Raw genomic sequence first — 22,367 nt, forward strand, 5'->3', positions numbered from 1 at the left:
TCGGGCCGGGCGGCCCGGTCGCCGTGCGCGCGGCCGACGACGCGCCGATTCCCGACCACTCGCACCTGGAGGTGCATGCATGACCGTCGCCGCGTCTGCCCCCTCCGGAGGAGGGGATGCGGCCGTCCCGGCCGAGGACCTGGTCTCCGTCACCATTGACGGAATCGCGCTTTCGGTGCCGAAAGGCACCCTGGTCATCCGTGCGGCGGAGATGATCGGGATCGAGATCCCGCGGTTCTGTGACCACCCGCTGCTGGAGCCGGCCGGTGCCTGCCGGCAGTGCATCGTCGAGGTCGAGGGCCAGCGCAAGCCCATGGCCTCCTGCACGATCACGTGCACGGACGGCATGGTCGTCAGGACCCAACTGACCTCGCCCGTCGCGGAGAAGGCGCAGCGCGGGGTGATGGAGCTGCTGCTCATCAACCACCCGCTCGACTGCCCGGTCTGCGACAAGGGCGGCGAGTGCCCGCTGCAGAACCAGGCGATGACCGCCGGGCAGGCCGACTCCCGGTTCGAGGGCCGCAAGCGGACCTACGAGAAGCCGGTTCCCGTCTCCGCACAGGTGCTGCTGGACCGGGAGCGGTGCGTGCTGTGCGCGCGCTGCACCCGCTTCTCCCAGGAGATCGCGGGCGACCCGATGATCGAGCTGCTGGAGCGCGGGGCGCTGGAGCAGGTCGGCATCGGCGAGGGCGACCCCTTCGAGTCGTACTTCTCCGGCAACACCATCCAGATCTGCCCGGTGGGCGCGCTGACGTCGGCGGCGTACCGGTTCCGTGCGCGGCCGTTCGACCTGGTCTCCTCGCCGTCCGTGTGCGAGCACTGCGCGGGAGGCTGTGCGACGCGTACGGACCACCGGCGCGGCAAGGTGATGCGCAGGCTCGCCTCGCCCGACCCCGAGGTCAACGAGGAATGGCTCTGCGACAAGGGCCGCTTCGCGTTCCGCTACGCGCAGCGGCCCGACCGGCTGGGCACGCCGCTCGTGCGGGACGCGAACGGTGAGCTGCAGACGGCCAGTTGGCCCGAGGCGCTGGATGCGGCGGCCCGCGGACTGGCTGCGGCCCGCGGCCGGGCGGGCGTGCTGACGGGCGGGCGGCTGACGCTCGAAGACGCCTACGCCTACGCGAAGTTCGCGCGGGTCGCGCTCGACACCAACGACATCGACTTCCGGGCGCGGGTGCACAGCGGCGAGGAGGCCGACTTCCTCGCGGCCAGGGTCGCCGGGCGGGGCCGTGATCTGGACGGCAGTGGCGTGACGTACACGGCGCTGGAGAAGGCGCCCGCGGTGCTGCTCGTCGGGCTGGAGGCGGAGGAGGAGGCGCCCGGCGTCTTCCTGCGGCTGCGCAAGGCCTGGCGCAAGCGCGGGCTGCGGGTGTTCGCGCTCGCCACGCACGCCACGCGCGGCCTGGAGAAGGCGGGCGGCACGCTGCTGCCCGCGGCGCCCGGCACCGAGACCGAGTGGCTGCAGGCGCTCGCCGACACGGCGGGGCTGTCGGCCGGGCTGGACACGGCGGGCCGCGCGGCCGCCGAGGGGCTGCGCGCCGAGGGCGCGGTGATCGCCGTGGGCGAGCGGCTGGCGGCCGTGCCGGGCGCGTTGACCGCGGCCGTCGCCGCCGCCGGGGCGACCGGTGCGGCGCTGGTGTGGATCCCGCGCCGGGCCGGCGAGCGGGGCGCGCTCGAAGCGGGCGCCCTGCCGGGGCTGCTGCCGGGCGGGCGCCCGGCGACGGACCCGCGGGCGCGCGAGGAGACGGCCGCCGCCTGGGGCATCGGCGAACTGCCGCGCAGCCCCGGGCGGGACACCGGCCAGATCGTCGAGGCCGCCGCCACGGGCGAGCTGGGCGCGCTGGTGGTGGCCGGGCTGGAGCCGGCGGACCTGCCGGACCCGGCGCGGGCGCGGGAGGCCCTGGACGCGGTCGGGTTCCTGGTGAGCCTGGAGCAGCGGCCGGGCGAGGTGACCGGGCGGGCCGACGTGGTGCTGCCGGTCGCGGCCGTGACCGAGAAGGCAGGAACGTATCTCAACTGGGAAGGCAGGGCCCGCCCGTTCGAGGCGGCGGTCCGGCCGGACCAGGCGACGACCCGGCAGCCCATGCCCGACGCGCGCGTGCTGCACATGCTGGCCGCCGCCATGGACGTGGACCTGGCCCTGCCCGATGTCCCGTCCGCGCGAGCCGAGTTGGAGCGGCTGGGCCGCTGGCAGGGCGAGTGGGCGGCCGGCCCCTCCGAGCCCGCGCGCCCGGTGCCGCGGCCGCAGGCCGGGGAGGCGGTGCTCGCCGGGCACCGGCTGCTGCTGGACCGGGGCCGGCTCCAGGAGGGCGACGACGCGCTGGCCGCCACGCGGCACGCGGCCCTCGCCCGGGTGTCGGCGGCGACGGCGGAGGAGGCGGGGGTCAAGGACGGCGACGTCCTGCAGGTGACCGGCCCGGCCGGCTCCGTCCGGCTGCCGCTGAAGGTCACCGCGATGCCGGACCGGGTGGTGTGGCTGCCGCTGAACTCCACGGGCGGGGGCGTCGCCTCGGACACCGGCGCCCAGCCCGGCGCGGTGGTCCGCATCGGCCCCGCGACGACCCCGGAGGTGCAGTCGTGAACGTCCCGCACACGGTCCTCGCCGCGGAGGACCTGTCCATGTTCGGCTCCGACCCGTGGTGGCTGGTGCTGGTCAAGGCCGTGTTCTGCTTCGCGTTCCTCATGGTCACCGTGCTGTTCTCGATCGTCTGGGAGCGCAAGGTCGTGGCCTGGATGCAGCTGCGCATCGGCCCCAACCGGCACGGCCCGTGGGGCATGCTGCAGTCGCTGGCCGACGGCATCAAGCTGATGCTCAAGGAGGACGTCGTCGTCCGCCGCGCGGACAAGGTCGTCTACGTGCTGGCCCCGGTCGTCGCCGCGATCCCCGCGTTCATGGCCATCGCCGTGATCCCCTTCGGGCCCGCGCACGACGAGATCTCGATCCTCGGCCACCGCACCACCATGCAGCTCACCGACCTGCCGATCGCGGTGCTCTACATCCTCGCCGTCGCCTCGGTGGGCATCTACGGGATCGTGCTGGCCGGCTGGTCCTCCGGCTCGACCTACCCGCTGCTCGGCGGGCTGCGCTCCTGCGCGCAGATGATCTCCTACGAGATCGCGATGGGCGCGGCGTTCGCCTCGGTCTTCCTCTACTCCGGCTCGATGTCGACGTCGACGATCGTCGAGGCGCAGCACGACCGCTGGTACGTCCTGCTGCTGCCGGTCTCCTTCCTCGTCTACATCGCGACGATGGTCGGCGAGACCAACCGGGCCCCGTTCGACATGCCGGAGTCCGAGGGCGACCTGGTCGGCGGCTTCAACACCGAGTACTCGTCGATCAAGTTCGCGATGTTCATGCTCGCCGAGTACGTCAACATGGTCACGGTCTCGGCCGTGGCGACCACGCTCTTCCTGGGCGGCTGGCAGGCCCCGTACCCGCTCTCCGCGGTGTGGCCGGGGGCGAACCACGGCTGGTGGCCGATGCTGTGGTTCGTCATCAAGGTCCAGGTGCTGCTGTTCTTCTTCATCTGGCTGCGCGGCACGCTGCCCCGGGTGCGCTACGACCAGCTGATGAAGCTGGGCTGGAAGGTGCTCATCCCGGTCTCGGTGGTCTGGCTGATGCTGGTCGCGACCGTGCGGGCGCTGCGGAACGAGAACTACGACTTCCAGGACATCGTGCTCTACGTCGGCGGCGCGGTGCTCGCGGTGCTGCTGCTGTCCTTCCTCGTCGACGTCTTCCGGGAGCGGGACGGCGGCGGGAAGCACGCGGGCGGGGTGCCCGCCGGGACGGCGGGGCCGGAGCCCGGGCCGTTCGACCCGATGGCGGGCGGCTTCCCCGTGCCGCCGCTGCCCGGCCAGGAGGTGCCGCCGGTGCCGCGCCGACGGCCGCGCCAGGAGCGGGAGTTCGTTGTCAGTGGCGGGGTGGACACTCTGAGTGACGGAAAGGAGGCGGGTGACGGTGTCTGACGTACCTTCCCGGGGGGAAGCCCCCCGGACCCCCATCCAGAACCCCGTGGCCGGCTTCGGCGTGACCTTCAAGGCCATGTTCAAGAGGCGGCTCACCGAGCAGTATCCGGAGTACAAGAAGCCGACCGCGCCGCGCTTCCACGGCCGCCACCAGCTCAACCGGCACCCCGACGGCCTGGAGAAGTGCATCGGCTGCGAGCTGTGCGCCTGGGCCTGCCCGGCGGACGCCATCTACGTGGAGGGCGCGGACAACACCGACGAGGAGCGCTACTCCCCGGGCGAGCGCTACGGCCGCGTCTACCAGATCAACTACCTGCGCTGCATCCTGTGCGGCCTGTGCGTCGAGGCGTGCCCCACGCGCGCGCTGACGATGACCAATCAGTACGAACTGGCCGACGAGAGCCGCGAGTCGCTGATCTACACCAAGGAGCAGCTGCTGGCCGGCCTTGAGGAGGGCATGGTCGACACCCCGCACGCGATCTTCCCCGGCATGACCGAACAGGACTACTACCGGGGGCTGGTGACGGAGGCCGCGCCGGGCACGGTCCGGCAGGTCGCGGTGTCCAAGGGCGAAAAGGCCGAGGAAGAGGGGGCGGACGCATGAGCGCCCTCGCGGACGCCGTCTCGTCCACGTCCACCGGTGAGGCCGTGCAGTTCTGGATCCTGGCCGTGATCGCCGTGGCCGGGGCGCTCGGCACGGTGTTGATAAGGAAGGCCGTGCACAGCGCGCTGTGCCTCGCCGGGACGATGATCGTCCTCGCGGTCTTCTACCTCGCCAACGGCGCCTACTTCCTCGGCATCGTCCAGATCGTCGTCTACACCGGCGCGATCATGATGCTGTTCCTCTTCGTCGTCATGCTGGTCGGCGTCACCGCGGCGGACTCTCTGAAGGAGACCATCAAGGGCCAGCGCGTGCTCGCCGGACTGTGCGTCCTGGGCTTCGGCATCCTGCTCGCCGCGGGCATCGCCAACGCCTCACTGCACCGGTTCAACGGGCTCGGCCAGGCCAACTCCAGCGGAAACGTCCAGGGGTTGGCGGCACTGATCTTCACCAAGTACGTCTTCGCCTTCGAGCTCACCGGCGCGCTGCTCATCACCGCGGTCGTCGGCGCGATGGTGCTCACCCACCGCGAGCGCACCGAGCGCGCCGCCACCCAGCGCGAGCGGTCCGAGGCGCGCGTCCGCGCGGGCACGCAGGTCCCCCCGCTCCCCGCACCCGGCGTCTACGCCCGGCACAACGCGGTCGACGTCCCCGGCCTGCTGCCCGACGGCACGCCGTCCGAGCTCACCGTCAGCCCGACGCTGCGCGCCCGCGGCCAGGTCCGCGACGTGTCCGGCGAGGCCCTCGCCGAGCTCGCCGCGCTGGAGCAGCGCGCGCAGGACCGGCTGGAGAGCGGCCGCAGCGAGGAGAGCGCGCACGGACAGGGAGCCGCCAAGTGAACCCGGTCAACTACCTCTACCTCGCGGCCCTGTTGTTCACCATCGGGGCGGCCGGAGTGCTCATCCGGCGGAACGCGATCGTCGTCTTCATGTGCATCGAGCTGATGCTGAACGCGTGCAACCTGGCGTTCGTCACCTTCTCCCGGATGCACGGCACGCTCGACGGCCAGATCATCGCCTTCTTCACGATGGTCGTGGCGGCCGCCGAGGTCGTGATCGGCCTCGCGATCATCGTGAGCATCTTCCGCTCCCGCCACTCGGCCTCGGTCGACGACGCCAGCCTGCTGAAGCTGTAAGGGGACGCAGACGTGGAGAACCTCATCGGATTGCTCGTCCTGGCGCCCTTGCTGGGCGCGGGCGTGCTGTTGTGCGGCGGGCGCAGGCTCGATCGCAGCGGGCCGTGGGTGGGCACCGGGCTCGCGGCCGTGTCCTTCGTGCTCGGTCTGTGGCTCTTCGCCGACATGCTGGGCCGCAAGGGCGACAACCGGGCGCTGGACGTCACGGTGTTCAGCTGGGTGCCGGTCGGCGGCTTCCGGGCGGACGTCGGCTTCCACCTCGACCAGCTGTCGATGACCTTCGTCCTGCTGATCACGGGTGTGGGCTCGCTGATCCACCTCTACTCGGTCGGCTACATGGCGCACGACGAGCGGCCGCGGCGCTTCTTCGGCTATCTCAACCTCTTCCTCGCCGCGATGCTGCTGCTCGTCCTCGCCGACAACTACCTCCTGCTCTACGCCGGCTGGGAGGGCGTCGGCCTCGCCTCCTACCTGCTGATCGGCTTCTGGCAGCACAAGCCCAGCGCGGCGACGGCCGCGAAGAAGGCCTTCCTCGTCAACCGCGTCGGCGACATGGGCCTGTCGATCGCGATCATGGTCATGTTCACCACCTTCGGCACCTTCGCCTTCGCCCCGGTCTTCGCCCACGCGGACCAGGCCGGCGAGGGGAAGCTCACGGCCATCGGGCTGCTGCTCCTGCTCGGTGCGTGCGGCAAGTCGGCCCAGGTGCCGCTGCAGTCCTGGCTCGGGGACGCGATGGAGGGCCCGACGCCCGTCTCGGCCCTGATCCACGCGGCCACGATGGTGACGGCCGGGGTGTACCTCATCACCCGGTCCTCCGCGATCTTCAATGGCGCGCCGGACGCGCAGACGGCCGTGGTGACGGTCGGCGCGGTCACGCTCCTCTTCGGTGCGATCGTCGGTTGCGCGAAGGACGACATCAAGAAGGCCCTGGCGGGCTCGACGATGTCCCAGATCGGCTACATGATCCTCGCCGCGGGGCTCGGCCCGGTCGGCTACGTCTTCGCGATCATGCACCTGGTCACCCACGGCTTCTTCAAGGCCGGGCTCTTCCTCGGTGCCGGTTCGGTGATGCACGGCATGAACGACGAGGTGGACATGCGCCGTTACGGCGGCCTGCGGACGTACATGCCGGTCACGTTCTGGACGTTCGGCCTCGGCTACCTCGCGATCATCGGCTTCCCGGGCCTGTCCGGCTTCTTCTCCAAGGACAAGATCATCGAGGCCGCCTTCGCCAAGGGCGGCACCGAGGGCTGGATCCTGGGCGCCGCCGCCCTGTTGGGCGCGGCCATCACCGCGTACTACATGACGCGCGTGATGCTCCTGACGTTCTTCGGCGAGAAGCGCTGGCAGCCCGATGCCGACGGCAACCTGCCGCAGCCGCACGAGTCGCCGAAGACCATGACCGTCCCGATGATCCTCCTCGCCGTCGGATCGGTCTTCGCCGGTGGCCTGTTCAGCATCAACAGCACCTTCCTGAAGTGGCTGGAGCCCGTCACCGGGCACGCCGAGGGCCACTCGCCGGTCGGCGCCGGGCAGGTCACCGCGGCCACCATGGTCGTCCTCGTGGTCGGCGCCGCCGTCGCCTGGCAGCAGTACGGGCGCGCGCCCGTGCCCGTCACGGCGCCGCGCGGCACACTGCTCACCCGGGTGGCCCGGCGCGACCTGCTGCAGGACGACTTCAACCACGTCGTGCTGGTGCGCGGCGGCGAACACCTCACGCGCAGCCTGGTCTACGTCGACCACAAGCTCGTCGACGGCGTGGTCAACGGCACCGCCGCCTCCGTCGGCGGGCTGTCGGGCCGGATGCGCCGGCTGCAGAACGGCTTCGCGCGGTCGTACGCGGTCTCGATGTTCGGCGGCGCGGCGGTGCTGATCGCCGCGACCCTGCTGATGAGGGCGGTATAAGCCATGACTTCTCTGCTGACGGTCACGGCGGCGGTGCCCGCGCTCGGCGCGGTCGCCACGGCGGCGGTCCCCGCCGCGCGCCGCACCGCCGCCAAGTGGCTCGCGCTGGCCTTCTCGCTCGCCACGCTCGGCCTCGCGGGCGTGCAGCTGGCGCAGTTCGACCCGCATGCGCAAGGGCCCTTCCAGCTCACCGAATCCCACGCCTGGATCAAGGACTTCGGGGTGCGGTACGAGCTGGGTGTCGACGGCATCGCGGTGGTGCTCATCGCGCTCACCGCACTGCTGGTGCCCTTCGTCGTCCTGGCCGGCTGGCACGATGCCGACCCCCTGGAGACGCACTCGAAGCGCTGGCGGCCTACACAGGGCTTCTTCGCGCTCATCCTGATGGTCGAGGCGATGGTGGTGATCGCCTTCGAGGCCACCGACGTGTTCGTCTTCTACATCTTCTTCGAAGCCATGCTCATCCCGATGTACTTCCTCATCGGCGGCTTCGGGGACCGGGCGGGGGAGCGGTCCGAGGAGGAGGCGGCGGCCCAACGCTCGTACGCCGCCGTCAAGTTCCTGCTCTACAACCTGGCCGGCGGTCTGATCATGCTGGCCGCGGTCGTCGGGCTGTACGCGGTCACCGCCCACCAGCTGGGCACCGGCACCTTCTCCCTCCAGGAGATCCTCCAGGCGCGCGCCGCGGGCAGGCTGCACTTCGCGACCGTCACCGAACGCGCCCTGTTCCTCGGCTTCTTCTTCGCCTTCGCGGTGAAGGCGCCGCTGTGGCCGGTGCACACCTGGCTGCCCAACGCCATGACGGAGTCCACGGCCCCGGTCGCCGTGCTCATCACCGCGGTGGTCGACAAGGTCGGCACGTTCGCGATGCTGCGCTTCTGCCTCCAGCTCTTCCCCGAGGCCTCGAAGTGGGCGACGCCCGCGATCCTGGTGCTGTCGCTGATCAGCATCCTCTACGGCGCGCTGCTGGCCGTCGGCCAGCGGGACATCAAGCGGCTGATCGCCTACGCGTCGGTCTCGCACTTCGGCTTCATCATCCTGGGCATCTTCGCGATGACCACCCAGGGGCAGGGCGGCGCCACGCTCTACATGGTCAACCACGGGATCTCCACGGCGGCGCTGATGCTCATCGCCGGGTTCCTGATCTCGCGCCGCGGCTCGCGGCTCATCGCGGACTACGGCGGCGTGCAGAAGGTGGCGCCGGTCCTCGCCGGCACCTTCCTGGTCGCCGGTCTGGCCACGCTGTCCCTGCCGGGCCTGGCGCCCTTCGTCTCCGAATTCCTGGTGCTCGTCGGCACGTTCAGCCGCTACCCGGCGGTCGGCGTGGTGGCGACCGTCGGCATCGTGCTGGCCGCGCTCTACGTGCTCGTGCTCTACCAGCGCACCATGGCCGGCCCGGTGCGCGAGCCCGTGCGCGGCATGCCGGACCTCAGGGTGCGCGAACTGGCCGTCGTGGCACCGCTGATCGCGCTGCTGCTGTTCCTCGGCGTCTACCCCAAGCCACTGACCCGGATGATCGAGCCGGCCGTCGCGCACACCATGGCGCAGCTGGACCGGACCGACCCCAAGCCCCCCGTGCACGCGAACGATGTGGAGGCCGCGAAGTGAGTCACCCGGCATCCGTGCCAGCCGTCCACGCCGCGCACACTGTCCACAGCCTGTGGACAAGTGCGGCGGCCGAGGCGCCGCGGAAGATCCCCGGCCCGCACATCGAGTACGCCCAGCTGTCCCCGACGCTGATCGTCCTCGGCGTCGCGGTCCTGGGCGTCCTCGTCGAGGCGTTCCTGCCGCGCCGTGCCCGCTACGCCTCCCAAGTCGCCCTCGCCGTCGTCGGGCTGGCCGCGGCCTTCGCCGCCGTCGTCGCCCTCGCCGCCGCCGGTTACGGCACCGACAAGGCGCACATCGCGGCCATGGGGGCGCTGGCCGTCGACGGTCCGGCACTGTTCCTGCAGGGCGTGATCATTCTCGTCTCCCTGATCGCGGTGTTCACCTTCGCCGAGCGTCGGCTCGACCCGGCAGCGCACGGCCGCCCGGTGGACTCCTTCGCCGCCCAGGGCGCCGCGGTGCCCGGCGGCGACGCCGAGTGCAGGGCGGTGAAGGCGGGCCTGACCACCACCGAGGTCTTTCCGGTGCTGCTCTTCGCGGTCGCGGGCATGCTCGTCTTCCCCGCCGCCAACGACCTGTTGACGCTCTTCATCGCCCTGGAGGTCTTCTCCCTCCCGCTGTACGTGCTGTGCGGGCTGGCCCGCCGCCAGCGGCTGCTCTCGCAGGAGTCGGCCGTCAAGTACTTCCTCCTCGGCGCCTTCTCCTCGGCCTTCCTGCTCTTCGGGATCGCGCTGCTCTACGGCTACGCCGGCACGGTCACCTACGCGGGCATCGCCCAGGTCGTCGGCGGCACGACGCCGACGGTCGACCCGGCCCTCGCCGCGACCATGGGCAACGACGCGCTGCTGCTGACCGGCGGCGCGATGGTGCTGATGGGCCTGCTGTTCAAGGTCGGCGCGGTGCCGTTCCACATGTGGACCCCGGACGTCTACCAGGGCGCCCCCACGCCGGTGACGGGCTTCATGGCGGCGGCGACGAAGGTCGCCGCCTTCGGCGCCCTGCTGCGGCTGCTGTACGTGGTGCTGCCGGGCCTGCGCTGGGACTGGCGGCCGGTGATGTGGGGCGTCGCGATCGTCACGATGCTGATCGGCGCCGTCGTCGCCGTCACGCAGACGGACGTGAAGCGGCTGCTGGCCTACTCGTCCATCGCGCACGCGGGCTTCATCCTGGCCGGTGTCATCGCGGTGACGCCCGACGGTGTCTCCTCGGTGCTGTTCTACCTCGCCGCGTACTCCTTCGTGACGCTGGGCGCGTTCGCGGTGGTGACGCTGGTGCGGGACGCGGGCGGTGAGGCCACGCACCTGTCCAAGTGGGCGGGTCTCGGGCGGCGTTCGCCGCTGGTCGCGGCGGTGTTCGCGGTGTTCCTGCTGGCGTTCGCGGGCATTCCGCTGACGAGCGGGTTCGCGGGGAAGTTCGCGGTCTTCAAGGCAGCGGCGCAGGGCGGGGCGGCGCCGCTGGTCATCGTGGGTGTGGTGGCGTCCGCGATCGCCGCGTTCTTCTACATCCGGGTGATCGTGCTGATGTTCTTCAGCGAGCCGAAGGCGGAGGGCCCGACGGTCGCGGTGCCGAGCCCGCTGACGTCGGCGGCGATCGCGATCGGAGTGGCGGTGACCCTGGTCCTGGGCGTGGCGCCGCAGTACTTCCTGGACTTGGCAGGCCAGGCGGGGACGTTCGTGCGCTGAGCGGTTTCCCCGCGCCCGTAAGGGGCGCGGGGAGCTGCGCGATCAGCCCAATCCGGCCGGCAGTCGAAGAACGACCCGCTCAGTGCCCGATCTTGCTGAGGTCCGGCATCTGAGGCATCTGCCCCCCGGAGGCGCCGCCAGGCACCCCGGCCTTGGTGAAGGTCTCCTTGGTGCCGGACGCCCAAGAGATCGTCAGCGACGATCCATCCGCCTTCTCGACCGTGCCGTGCGTGCGCTTGGTGTCACCGTCGGCACAGGTCAGGTCGAGCGCAGCGGGCTTGGCCTGGTTGATGCCGCCGCTGCACTTGTGGGTGCCGTTGACGACGGCGGCCTTGGTGCCGCTGATGTAGAGGCCGACGGCGCCGTCGGGCGACTTGAGGTCGGCCCAGCCGCCGTTGAGCGCGGCGGCGTCGGCCTTGTTGTTGGAACCGGGGTCCGGGGCGGGGGCGTTGCTGCCCGGCGCAGCCGGCTGGGCGCTGGCGGTGGCCTTGTCGCCGTCCGCCTTCTTGTCACCGCCGCCGTCACTGCTACTGCTGCAACCCGTCATCAGCACAGCGGCGATGCACGCCGCCCCCGTGATCTGTACTGCCTTGCGCACTGCGTGCCCTTCTGTTGTCCTCGGTGGAACTGGACACGACAAGTTAGCAGCGTGACTCCGGTACGTGCCCCGGGCCCGTCGCTACGCCGTGCGCGCCGGGAGGATGCGCCCCCTGACCTCGCCCAGTCCGATGCGAGCGCCGTCGGCGCCCGGCGCCCACGCCGTCAGCACGACCTCGTCGCCGTCCGCGAGGTACGGCCCCTTGCCCTGCGTGAGTTCGAGCAGGCAGCCCAGCTGGTCCGGCTCGGGGCCGCTCACCGTGCCGGACGCGTAGAGGTCGCCGGTGCGCAACGAGGCGCCGTTGACGGTCATATGGGCCAGCTGCTGGGCCGCGGTCCAGTACATGGACGCGAACGGCGGCCGCGAGACGGCCTCTCCGTTGATGCGCACCTCGATCCGCAGGTCGATGCCGCCCGGCTCGGCCGCGCTGTCGTCCAGGTACGGCAGCAGCGGGTACGTACGCTCCGGCGGCGCCGTGCGTGCCGTGTCGAAGGCCTCCAGCGGGGTGATCCACGCCGAGACGGACGTCGCGAAGGACTTGCCGAGGAACGGGCCGAGCGGCACGTACTCCCACGCCTGGACGTCGCGCGCCGACCAGTCGTTCACGAGGCAGACGCCGAAGACGTGCTCGCGGAACTCGCCGATCGTCACGGGGGTTCCGGCCGGTGCCGGGGTGCCGACGACGAAGCCGACCTCGGCCTCGATGTCGAGGCGCAACGACGGCCCGAAGGAGGGCAGTTCGGCGTCGGGGGCCTTGCGCTGGCCCTGGGGGCGCACGACGTCGGTGCCGGACACCACGACCGTGCCCGCGCGCCCGTGGTAACCGATGGGCAGGTGCTTCCAGTTGGGCGTGAGCGGGTCCATGCCGGGGCGGAAGATGCGTCCCACGTTGGTGGCGTGGTGCTCGCTGGCGTAGAAGTCGACGTAGTCGGCGACCTCGAACGGCAGGTGGAGCGTCACGCCGTCCAGGGGGAGGAAGTACGGCTCCTGCAGCCAGCCGCGGATCTCCCGCCGTACGGCCTCCCACACCGGACGCCCGGCGGCCATCAGCGCGTTGAGCGTGGGCTGCGCCAGCAGCTCCGCGTGCACGGAGCCGTGAGCGGCCGCCGCGGCCGCCGCGTCGAGGACGTGGTCGCCGTAGCGGACGCCGACGCGGGGGCGGTCGGGCGCGTCGGGCGTGCTGAAGATGCCGTACGGAAGGGTGGCCGCGCCGAAGGGGTCGCCTTCGGACAGCTCGCTGGGGCTCTGCACGTGCATGGTGATGCTGCCTCGCCTTCTCCTGGACGTCCGGACGCTCCGGTTCGGCCCCTGGGGGCCGGTCCACACCTTACTGATCTCGCCTTGCAATGCCAGGGGCGTGATCCCGCCTGCCTGTGGTTCCGGGCCGGGGGTCCGGGGGTTGTCCCCCGGGAATGTGCAGCGTGGTGAATGCCGCAGGGCAAGGGGTGTTCGAGGGGCGCCCGATCGCTGACTAAAGGGGGAGCAATGTCCGGTAACTCCTTGCTGGAGGCGGCGATTCCGAAGTAGCGTCCTAAGTCGGGTCACACTCATTGGGGGGCCGCTGAGGCTGGGTGGCCGAGGGGGGTGCTGGTGGCGATCAGGCGCGCGCCCGTAGCGGCGGACCGGTCCGTACCAGGGTTGATTGTGAAGATCGGCGACTATCCCCTGCACCACGGCGGGGTGGGTGCGATCCGCAGCCTCGGCCGGCTGGGGGTCCCGATGTACGCGATCACCGAGGACCGCTGGACCCCCGCTGCGCTCTCCCGCTATCTCACCGCCGGCTTCGTCTGGCCCACCACGGGCACCGAGCCCGCGGAGGATCTGGTCACGGGCCTGCTCGGGATCGGGCGGCGGATCGGCAGGCCCGCGGTGCTGGTGCCCACGGACGAGGAGGCGGCCGTTCTCATCGCCGAACACGCCGACCGGCTCTCCGGCACGTTCCTCTTTCCCCCGGTCGAGCAGGGGCTGCCCCGCAGACTCGCGAGCAAGCAGGGCCTGCACGAGCTGTGCACGGAGCACGGGGTGCCCACCCCGGCAACGCTGTTCCCGGACTCGTTCGAGGAGATCGAGAAGTACGCGTCCGTCGCCCGCTTCCCCGTGGTCGCCAAGAACCGCGAGGCCTTCGAGCGGCGCCGCCGGCCCGCCGTGCACGGCACGACCCGCATCGGCGGCCCCCGCGAACTGCTGGACCTGGCCCGGGAGTGGGGGCCGGAGCCCGGCGTGATCGTGCAGGAGTACCTGCCGCGCGAGGAGGCGGAGGACTGGATCGTCCACGCCTACTTCGACGCCGAGTCCGCGCCGCTGGCGCTGTTCACCGGGGTGAAGGTGCGCTCCTGGCCGCCGCACGCGGGCATGACGGCCAACTCCTACATCGTCGACAACCCCGAACTGGCCGCCATGGCCGAGCAGTTCATCAAGCGCATCGGCTTCTGCGGGATCATCGACCTGGACTGGCGCTTCGACCGCCGCGACGGGCAGTACAAGCTGCTGGACTTCAACCCGCGGATGGGCGCCCAGTTCCGCATGTTCGAGAACGAGGCGGGCATCGACGTCGTCCGCGCCCAGCACCTCGACCTCACCGGCCGCAAGGTGCCCGAGGGCGAGCAGCTCACGGGCCGCCGCTTCGTCGTCGAGAACATCGACCTGCCCGCCCTGGCCGCGTACCGCCGCAGCGGCTACACCACCCCGCACGCCCCCGCCCGCGCGAACGGCACCGAGCTGGCGTGGGCCGCCCGCGACGACATCAAGCCCTTCTTCACCATGCTCGCCCGGTTCGTACGGCCGGGCGTCCGGCACCTGCGGCAGCTGTGGCGCTCCCGGCGCCGCGCCGCCGCCGCGGCGGCCGGGGAACAGACCGCCGACCGGTCAGCCGAGCAGTCCGCCCGATAGCCCCTGGCCTTCGAGGCCCTGGAGCGAGGAACGCCCTGGAGGGGAAGCACGTGACACTTCCGGTAGCAGTCATCGGGGCCGGCCCGTACGGCCTCTCGACCGCGGCCCACCTCAAAGCGCGCAACGTCCCCACGCGGGTCTTCGGCGCCCCGATGGTGAGCTGGCGCGAGCACATGCCCGCCGGGATGCTGCTGAAATCCACCCCGGTCGCCTCCAGTATCGACGCCCCGCAGCCCGGGCACACGCTGTCCGACTTCTGCCTGGACACGGGAGAGGGCCGCTACGAGTCCGACTGGGACGTCATCCCCGTCGAGACCTTCGCCCGGTACGGGCTGTGGTTCCAGGAGCGGCTGGTGCCCGCGCTGGAGCAGGTGCGCGTGGTGTCCGTCGAGCGGCGCGACCACGGCTCCGGCTTCGAGCTGAAACTGGACTCGGGCGAGCAGTTCGCCGCCCGTGCGGTGGTCGTCGCCACCGGGCTGAGCGGCCTGGCCCACCTGCCGCCCGAACTGGCCGCGGCGGCACCGGACGGGCCCGCGCCGGGCGCCGCCTTCTCGCACAGCTCCCAGCACCGCGACCTGTCCGGCTTCGCGGGGCGCGAGGTCGTGGTCGTCGGCGCCGGCCAGTCCGCGCTGGAGACCGCGGTGCTGCTGGCCGACGCGGGGGCCGCAGCCGTGCGCGTGGTCGCCCGCCGGCGGGGCGCGGTGCGCTTCGGGGCGGCGCCGGACGGGCAGTCGCCGCTGAAGCCCGACACCCCCTTCGGGCGCGCCTGGTCGCTGTACGCCTTCTCGTACCACGCGGACCGCTTCCGCCATCTGCCCCCGCCGACCCGGAGGTTCCTGGTGCACCGGGTGCTCGGGCCGCTGGGGGCCTGGTGGCTGCGCGACCGGTTCGTCGGCCGCGTCCGGGTCAGCGAGGGGCGGCGGATCACCGGGGCCCGGACGGAGGACGGCCGCGCGGTGCTCACGCTCACGGGTGACGGGGGCGTCGGGAGCGAGATGCGCGCCGACCACGTCATCGCCGCCACCGGCTACCGCGTGGACATCGGCGCGCTCGACTTCCTCGGGGCCGGGCTGCGCGCCCGGCTGACGGTGGCGGCGGGCGGGCCGCGGCTGGGGGCCGGATACCGGTCCTCGGTACCGGGGCTCTTCTTCACCGGGCTGCCCGCGGCGGCCAGCTACGGGCCGGTGATGCGGTTCGTGTGCGGGACGGAGTACGCATCGCCGCGCCTCGCGCGGGCGGTGGCGGCGTTGTAGCAGACCCGCATCCAGGGACGCCGGACGGGCAGTTTCAGGCCCGTCCGGCGTTTGCGTGGCCGGGCGCCGGAGCCGCTCCCCGGCGGTGAGCGAAAGGATCGCGCCACCGGACGGCCGGGCCGGAAAGGACGGGCGCCGAGGGTGATCGACAGCCGACCGGATACGCTGACTTTCGGTGGAGACAGCGACACATCGACAAACCCCGTAGTCGCAGGCAGACAGGAGTACCCCTCGTGACCGTCGTCGGGCCTTTCGGGCTGAGCGTGCGGGACCAGGCTCTTGAAGCCGATGTCCAGGCCGGGTTGGCCGCCGTCGAGGAGGGCCTCCTGGAGGCCACCAAGAGCGACGTGCCCTTCATCACCGAGGCCGCCCAGCACCTGGTCCGGGCCGGCGGCAAGCGGTTCCGGCCGCTGCTGGTGTCGCTCGCCGCGCAGTTCGGCGACCCGTACGCCCCCGGCGTGGTGCCCTCGGCCGTCGTCGTCGAGCTCACCCACCTGGCCACGCTCTACCACGACGACGTCATGGACGAGGCCGCCGTGCGCCGCGGCGTGGCCAGCGCCAATTCCCGCTGGGACAACTCGGTGGCCGTCCTCACCGGCGACTTCCTCTTCTCCCGCGCCTCGCGGATACTCGCCGATCTGGGCCCGGAAGCCGTCCGCATCCAGGCCGAGGCCTTCGAGCGCCTGGTGACCGGCCAGATCCTGGAGACGGCGGGCCCGCGCGACGGGCGCGACCCGGTCGAGCACTACCTGGACGTCATCGCCGGCAAGACCGGCTCGCTGATCGCCGTCTCCGGCCGCTACGGCGCCATGATGTCCGGCGCGGACGAGGGCGTCGTCGAGATCCTCACCCACTACGGGGAGCGGCTCGGCACCGCCTTCCAGCTCGCCGACGACGTCCTGGACATCGCCAGCGACTCCCACGAGTCCGGCAAGACGCCCGGCACGGACCTGCGCGAGGGCATCCCCACCCTGCCCGTGCTGCACCTGCGGGCCCACGCCGCGGCCACCGGCGCGCCCGAGGACCTGGAGCTGTGCGCGCTGCTCGACGGCGACCTCACCGACGATGCGGTCCACGCCGAGGTGCTGCGCAGGCTGCGCGCCCACCCGGCGCTGGAGCAGGCGCGGCGCGACACCGTGCGCTACGCGCAGGAGGCCCGCGCGATCCTGTCGCCGCTGCCCGCCTGCCCGGCGAAGGCCGCGCTGGAGGAGCTGTGCGACGCCGTGGTGCACCGCGCGGGCTGACCGCGTTCCGCCGCATGGCGGGCTCGTTCTCATGCAGCGTCATACCCGAGACGTACGCAGAGTTGATCCCGTCGGCTGATGACCGTCCACGGCCGCTTTGGTGGAATGGAAGACGTCCCCACCACCGAGCGGTCGGGCCACTGTTGAGCCTTCGGTGCGGACACGGTGCATGACGTGCACAGTCGCACAAGACCGCCGCAGACGACGGAGGTAGAGCACATGGCACGGATCCAGCCGACACCAGGGGCCGAGGGCGCCGACGGCGCGGGCACCCTGCCCGGCGGGGCCACGGGCCGCCGCAAGGCCGTCCGCTACGCGGTGCCGGTCGTGGTGGCGGGAGTCGCCGCGTCGGCCATCGGAATCGGCTCCGCCCTCGCGAGCTCCGGCGCCCCCGACCTTCCGAAGATCAGCGCGCAGGACCTCATAGCCAAGATGGCCGCGTCGGACACCCAGCAGATGTCGGGCACGGTCAAGATCAGCACGGATCTCGGCCTGCCCGCCCTGCCCTCGGGGCTCTCGATGGGCGGCGACACGAAGGGCAAGGCGAAGGAGGGGGCCTCCCCGCAGGCCAAGCTCACCGAACTCGCCTCCGGTACGCACACGCTGCGCGTGGCCGCCGACGGTCCGGACAGGCAGCGGCTGTCGATCGTCGAGCAGTCCGCCGAGTACAGCGTCGTCCGCAACGGCGACCAGGTCTGGGCGTACGACAGCGCGAGCAACACCGCCTACCACTCGAAGGCTCAGCAGGAGCAGCACGGCGGCAAGGGGCCCCACGGCGGGATGCCCGGCGACGTGAAGGACGCCTCGCCGCAGGAGATGGCCAAGAAGGCCCTCGCCGCGGCGGACGACACCACGGCGGTCACGGTCGACGGCACGGCGAAGGTGGCCGGGCGGGACGCCTACCAGCTGCTGATCAAGCCCAAGCAGTCCGAGACGACGGTGGATTCGATCCGCATCGCGGTGGACGCGAAGAACGGTGTGCCGCTGAAGTTCACGCTCGCGCCGAAGGGCGGCGGCAAGGCCGTGGTCGACGCCTCGTTCACCAAGGTGGACTTCGGCAAGCCGGCGGCGGACACCTTCTCGTTCACCCCGCCCAAGGGCGCCAAGGTGACCGAGGCCGGCAAGGACGCCAAGGGCGGCAAGGGCGGCGACAAGGAGGAGAAGGGCGGCAGGCTCCCCGAGGGCATGAACGGCCTCGACGGCCTGACCGGCGGCGCCGGCCACCAGGGCGGCTCGAAGGTCATCGGCAAGGGCTGGGCGTCCATCGCCGAGTTCAAGGGCGACAAGGCCGCGGTCCCGGGCAAGGGCAAGAGCCAGGGCGCCGACAAGAACGGCGACGCCTCCAAGCTCCTGGACAGCTTCGGCACCAAGGTGACGGGCGACTTCGGCTCGGGCCGCGTCTTCAGCACCCGGGTGGTCAACGCCCTGATGACGGACGACGGCAGGGTCTACGTCGGGGCGGTCTCCAAGGACGCACTGGTCAAGGCGGCGAACGCGGCCAAGTAGGCCGGGCGTCGGCCCTGATCGTCACCCCGGCCGACGCCAGGCCGGGGTGACGTGCGCGTCGGTGAAGGGAACAGGGGGGAGCGGCCATGGAGCCGGAACCGGTGATCGAGACACACGCGCTCACCAAGCGCTACGGCCGCGGCCGCCCGGCCGTCGACGGCCTCGGCCTCGTCGTGCCGCGCGGCAGCGTCTTCGGCTTCCTCGGCCCCAACGGCTCCGGGAAGACGACCACGATCCGCATGCTCATGGGCCTGATCGAGCCGACGTCCGGCGTCGCGCGGGTCCTCGGCGAGCCGATGCCGAAGGCGGGGCGGCGGGTGCTGCCCCGGGTGGGGGCCCTGATCGAGGGCCCCGCGCTCTACGGCTTCCTCGACGGCCGCGACAACCTCGTCCGGTTCGACGCCGCCGACCCCGCCGCGGACCCCCGCACCCGGGCCGCCCGGGTCGGCGCGGCGCTGGACCGGGTGGGCCTCGCGGCCGCCGCGGGCAAGAAGGCGCGGGCGTACTCGCTCGGCATGAAGCAGCGACTCGGCCTGGCATCAGCCCTGTTGCAGCCGCGCGAGCTGCTGGTGCTGGACGAGCCGACCAACGGCCTCGACCCGCAGGGCATGCGCGAGATCCGCACCCTGGTGCGCGGCCTGGCCGCCGAGGGCACCACGGTCTTCCTCTCCTCCCACCTCCTGGACGAGATCGAGCAGGTCTGCACGCACGTCGCGGTGATGTCCCAGGGCCGGCTGCTCACGCAGGGCACGGTGGCCGAACTGGCCGCCTCCGCGCGCGGCCGGCTGTCCGTCACCACGCCCGACACGGCCGAGGCCGTGCGCGTCCTGAAGGAGCACGGTGTGAACGACCTCGTGGTCACCGACGACCGCGTGACGGGCGAACTGCCCGCTGCCGACCTGGCGGACCTCAACGCCGCACTGGTCCGCGCGGACGTCCGGGTACGGGCCTTCGGCGCTCAACGGGCGTCGCTGGAAGACGCGTTCGTGGCACTCACCGGGGAGGGTTTCGATGTCGCAGGCTGAGGTGTCGCAGACCGAGGTGCTGTCGATACGGTCCGGGCGCCCGAACCCCCTGTGGAGCCTCTCCCTCTTCCGCAACGAGACCCTCACCGTGTTCCGGCGCTGGCGCACCCTGGCGCTGCTGGGCGTGCTGGCGGGGGTGCCGGTGCTGGTGGGCATCGCGGTGAAGATGGAGACGGGACGGGGCGGCGGCAGCAGCGGAGGCGGGGGAGACCCCGCCTTCATCAACCAGGTCACCAACAACGGCCTGTTCCTGGTCTTCACGTCGCTGGCAGTGACGCTCCCCTTCTTCCTCCCGATGGCCGTGGGCGTCGTGGCGGGCGACTCCGTCGCCGGTGAGGCGTCCGCCGGCACCCTGCGCTACCTGCTGGTGGCCCCCGCGGGCCGGACCAGGCTGCTGCTCGCCAAGTACGCCTCCACGCTGGTCTTCTGCCTGGCGGCGACGCTCGTGGTGGCGGTGTCGGCCCTGACGGTCGGGGCGCTGCTCTTCCCGCTGGGCGACGTGACGCTGATCAGCGGGACGACGGTGTCCTTCGGGAACGGCCTGCTGCGGGCCCTGGCGATCGCGGGCGTCGTGGCGGTGTCGCTGACGGGCCTGGCGGCGCTCGGCCTGTTCGTCTCGACGCTCACCGACAGCGGCATCGCGGCGATGGCGACGACGGTGGGCCTGCTGATCACGGTGCAGATCCTGGACCAGTTCCCGCAGCTGCACGCGGTGCAGCCGTACCTCTTCCCGCACTACTGGCAGAGCTTTGCGGACCTGCTGCGGGACCCGGTGTGGGGCGAACAGCTGCTCCGGAACCTGGGGCTGCAGGCGCTGTACGCGGCGGTGTTCGGTTCGGCGGCGTGGGCGAGGTTCACGACGCGGGACGTGACGGCGTAAGGGGGGTTGCCGGGCCGGGCAACCCCCTCACGGGCCTACGGGCCTACGGGCTTACGAACCGCTCAGCTTCCACACGGCGGAGGCGATGGCCGCCGTGTTGGTTCCGAGCGCGGTGTCGTCAAGATTCGCCGACGTGTCGCACGACTGGTGGTAGCACGCGTCGAACGCCTGCCCCGCCGTCCCGCCCCACTGGGCGGCCTGCGCATCGGTCTTGATGTAGTCGGCCCCGCTGAACAGACCGCCCACGGGAATCCCGGCGTCCTGGAAGGGCGCGTGATCGGACCGCCCGTCCCCTTCGTGATCGACCTCGGTCGCGATGTTCTTCGCCGCGAACCAGTTCTCGAAGAGCCCCTGCAGACGGGAGTCGTACCCGTAGACGAAGTACCCGGGGTTCGGCGAGCCGATCATGTCGAAGTTCAGATACTCGTCGATCTTCGAACGGTCGGCGCCGGACAGCTTGTTGACGTAGTTCGTCGAGCCGACCATCCCGAGCTCCTCCGCTCCCCACCACCCGAACCGCAGGTGCTTGTCCGGCTTGTAGCCGGAGCGGGCGACGGCGAGGGCGACCTCCAGGACGCCGGCCGAGCCGGAGCCGTTGTCGTTGATGCCGGGGCCGCGGTTGACGGAGTCGAGGTGCGCGCCGGCGAAGACGACGTGGTTGGCGTCGCCGCCCGGCCAGTCGGCGACGAGGTTGTAGCCGGTGGACCCGTTGGACGTGAACTGCTGGACGGTGGTGGTGTATCCGGCCGCGTCCAGCTTGCTCTTGACGTAGTCGAGCGAGGCCTTGTAGCCGCTGCGCCCGTGGGCGCGGTTGCCGCCGTTGGCGTCGGCTATGGACTGGAGCTGGTTGAGATGGGCCTTGATGTTGGCGACGGGTATCCCGGGCGCGTCGGCGGCCGTTGCGGGTCGCGTCGCGGAGGCTGGTACGGCGGACGAGCCGATGAGGGCAGCGGCGAGCAACGCCGCAGCAAGGTGGTTTCTGGGACGCATGTGGGGGGCTCCCAACTCAGTGCTTGACGTGAGCATGATGCTGGGTGGCCCCCCTGACGTGCGTCAAGAGCGGATTTCGGACACCGAATTCCGCTTATCGGAGGGTGTGGTGGCGGGGGACTCGGACGACGCCGTGGCCTTCTCCTCCGCACGGCGCAACGCGACCTGCGCCTTCCGCGCCGTCCGCAGCGCATCCCCGACGAGCAGCGCCAGCGCCAGCCAGACCAGGGCGAAGCCCGCCCAGCGCTCGGCCGGCATCGCCTCGTGGAAGACGGCCAGCCCCAGGGCGAACTGGAAGACCGGCGCGAGGTACTGCACCATCCCGATCACGGTGAGCGGCAGTCGCACGGCGGCCACGCCGAAGCAGATGAGCGGCACCGCGGTGAGGGCGCCCGAGCACATCAGCAGCAGCGCGTGCCCGGTGCCGTGGTTCGTGAAGGTGCTGTGGCCCTGCGCCCCGAGGAAGACGAGGAAACCGAGCGCGGGCAGGAACTGCACCGCCGTCTCGGCGGCGAGCGACTCCAGCCCGCCCAGCCCGACCCGCTTCTTCACCAGGCTGTACGAGCTGAACGTGGCGGCGAGGGCGAGGGAGATCCACGGCGGCTTGCCGTAGGCCACGGTCATCACGACCACCGCGGCCGCCCCCACCCCGACGGCCACCCACTGCAGGGTCCGCAGCCGCTCGCGCAGGATGAGAACGCCGAAGGCGATGCTCACGAGGGGGTTGATGAAGTACCCCATGGACGTCTCGACGACGTGCCCGGAGTTCACGCCCCAGATGTAGACGGCCCAGTTCACGGAGATGAAGGCGGCACCGAGCGCGATCATCCCGATCCGTTTGGGCTGCCGCAGCAGCGGCCGTATCCACCCCCAGTGCCGCGTCACGGCCAGCACGGCGACGACGGCCACGAGCGACCACACCATGCGCTGCGCGAGGATCTCGGCCGCACCGGCGGGCTTGAGCAGCGGCCAGTAGAGCGGGAAGAGACCCCAGATCGTGTAAGCGGCGACGCTGCAGATCATGCCCGTACGGGTCTCACTCCGTGCGGACGGCGGGTTCGACGTCAAGGTCCCTCCCTGGGCGG

Annotated in this window: 18 protein-coding genes; 14 read left to right on the forward strand and 4 right to left on the reverse strand. The window is 71.7% G+C overall.

Annotation, left to right across the window (positions count from 1 at the left end):
* The first annotated feature begins 79 nt into the window (after window positions 1-79).
* From ACMATS_RS21005 to nuoN, 8 genes are read left to right on the forward strand one after another with little or no spacing between them, the layout of a single operon-like run.
* Window positions 80-2,581: an NADH-quinone oxidoreductase subunit G gene (locus ACMATS_RS21005; RefSeq protein WP_414168703.1), complete on the forward strand. Its 2,502-nt coding sequence runs from the start codon at window positions 80-82 to the stop codon at window positions 2,579-2,581.
* Between the two features lie 38 nt (window positions 2,582-2,619).
* Window positions 2,620-3,966 (forward strand): NADH-quinone oxidoreductase subunit NuoH, encoded by a 1,347-nt coding sequence (gene nuoH / locus ACMATS_RS21010; protein ID WP_390780831.1) that lies wholly within the window; start codon window positions 2,620-2,622, stop codon window positions 3,964-3,966.
* Complete coding sequence (nuoI, locus tag ACMATS_RS21015) at window positions 3,959-4,570, forward strand: NADH-quinone oxidoreductase subunit NuoI (RefSeq protein ID WP_414168704.1); 612 nt, start codon at window positions 3,959-3,961, stop codon at window positions 4,568-4,570. Before nuoH ends, nuoI begins: the two co-directional genes overlap by 8 nt.
* Entirely contained in the window at window positions 4,567-5,406 is an 840-nt protein-coding gene (locus ACMATS_RS21020; protein ID WP_390780739.1) for an NADH-quinone oxidoreductase subunit J, read from the forward strand. Before nuoI ends, ACMATS_RS21020 begins: the two co-directional genes overlap by 4 nt.
* Window positions 5,403-5,702: an NADH-quinone oxidoreductase subunit NuoK gene (nuoK, locus tag ACMATS_RS21025; protein WP_390780740.1), complete on the forward strand. Its 300-nt coding sequence runs from the start codon at window positions 5,403-5,405 to the stop codon at window positions 5,700-5,702. The genes ACMATS_RS21020 and nuoK overlap by 4 nt, the downstream gene beginning before the upstream one ends.
* A gap of 12 nt (window positions 5,703-5,714) precedes the next feature.
* Complete coding sequence (nuoL, locus tag ACMATS_RS21030) at window positions 5,715-7,610, forward strand: NADH-quinone oxidoreductase subunit L (protein WP_414168705.1); 1,896 nt, start codon at window positions 5,715-5,717, stop codon at window positions 7,608-7,610.
* A gap of 3 nt (window positions 7,611-7,613) precedes the next feature.
* Window positions 7,614-9,218: an NADH-quinone oxidoreductase subunit M gene (locus ACMATS_RS21035; RefSeq protein WP_414168706.1), complete on the forward strand. Its 1,605-nt coding sequence runs from the start codon at window positions 7,614-7,616 to the stop codon at window positions 9,216-9,218.
* Between the two features lie 14 nt (window positions 9,219-9,232).
* Window positions 9,233-10,897, forward strand: coding sequence for an NADH-quinone oxidoreductase subunit NuoN (gene nuoN, locus ACMATS_RS21040; RefSeq protein ID WP_414168707.1), 1,665 nt, complete (start codon window positions 9,233-9,235; stop codon window positions 10,895-10,897).
* A 79-nt stretch (window positions 10,898-10,976) separates the two neighbouring features.
* On the opposite strand, the gene ACMATS_RS21045 is transcribed toward nuoN, so the two are convergent.
* On the reverse strand, window positions 10,977-11,495 hold the full coding sequence (locus ACMATS_RS21045; protein WP_390780744.1) for a hypothetical protein: 519 nt from the start codon (window positions 11,493-11,495) through the stop codon (window positions 10,977-10,979).
* An 81-nt stretch (window positions 11,496-11,576) separates the two neighbouring features.
* Window positions 11,577-12,752: a fumarylacetoacetase gene (gene fahA / locus ACMATS_RS21050; protein WP_414168708.1), complete on the reverse strand. Its 1,176-nt coding sequence runs from the start codon at window positions 12,750-12,752 to the stop codon at window positions 11,577-11,579.
* 339 nt (window positions 12,753-13,091) lie between these two features.
* Between fahA and ACMATS_RS21055 the strand changes: the two genes are divergently transcribed.
* From ACMATS_RS21055 to ACMATS_RS21080, 6 genes are all read left to right on the forward strand, one after another.
* A complete protein-coding gene (locus ACMATS_RS21055; protein ID WP_414170754.1) occupies window positions 13,092-14,384 on the forward strand; it encodes an ATP-grasp domain-containing protein in 1,293 nt (430 codons plus the stop codon).
* A 50-nt stretch (window positions 14,385-14,434) separates the two neighbouring features.
* Window positions 14,435-15,637 carry an FAD-dependent oxidoreductase gene (locus tag ACMATS_RS21060; RefSeq protein WP_390780746.1) on the forward strand — a complete coding sequence of 401 codons (1,203 nt, stop codon included), beginning with the start codon at window positions 14,435-14,437 and terminating at the stop codon, window positions 15,635-15,637.
* Between the two features lie 233 nt (window positions 15,638-15,870).
* Window positions 15,871-16,881 (forward strand): polyprenyl synthetase family protein, encoded by a 1,011-nt coding sequence (locus tag ACMATS_RS21065; protein WP_390780747.1) that lies wholly within the window; start codon window positions 15,871-15,873, stop codon window positions 16,879-16,881.
* Between the two features lie 219 nt (window positions 16,882-17,100).
* On the forward strand, window positions 17,101-18,387 hold the full coding sequence (locus ACMATS_RS21070) for a LolA family protein (protein WP_414168709.1): 1,287 nt from the start codon (window positions 17,101-17,103) through the stop codon (window positions 18,385-18,387).
* An 86-nt stretch (window positions 18,388-18,473) separates the two neighbouring features.
* Entirely contained in the window at window positions 18,474-19,412 is a 939-nt protein-coding gene (locus ACMATS_RS21075) for an ABC transporter ATP-binding protein (RefSeq protein ID WP_390780749.1), read from the forward strand.
* Window positions 19,399-20,292, forward strand: a complete 894-nt coding sequence (locus tag ACMATS_RS21080) for an ABC transporter permease (protein ID WP_414168710.1) — start codon at window positions 19,399-19,401, stop codon at window positions 20,290-20,292. The genes ACMATS_RS21075 and ACMATS_RS21080 overlap by 14 nt, the downstream gene beginning before the upstream one ends.
* 51 nt (window positions 20,293-20,343) lie before the next feature.
* Here the strand turns inward: ACMATS_RS21080 and ACMATS_RS21085 are convergent, their stop codons facing one another.
* Window positions 20,344-21,282 carry a M28 family metallopeptidase gene (locus ACMATS_RS21085; protein WP_414168711.1) on the reverse strand — a complete coding sequence of 313 codons (939 nt, stop codon included), beginning with the start codon at window positions 21,280-21,282 and terminating at the stop codon, window positions 20,344-20,346.
* Window positions 21,283-21,345: 63 nt separating this feature from the next.
* Complete coding sequence (gene rarD / locus ACMATS_RS21090) at window positions 21,346-22,305, reverse strand: EamA family transporter RarD (protein WP_414170755.1); 960 nt, start codon at window positions 22,303-22,305, stop codon at window positions 21,346-21,348.
* Window positions 22,306-22,367: the final 62 nt, after the last annotated feature.

The sequence above is a fragment of the Streptoverticillium reticulum genome (assembly GCF_047456005.1).
Lineage (GTDB): Bacteria > Actinomycetota > Actinomycetes > Streptomycetales > Streptomycetaceae > Streptomyces > Streptomyces reticulum.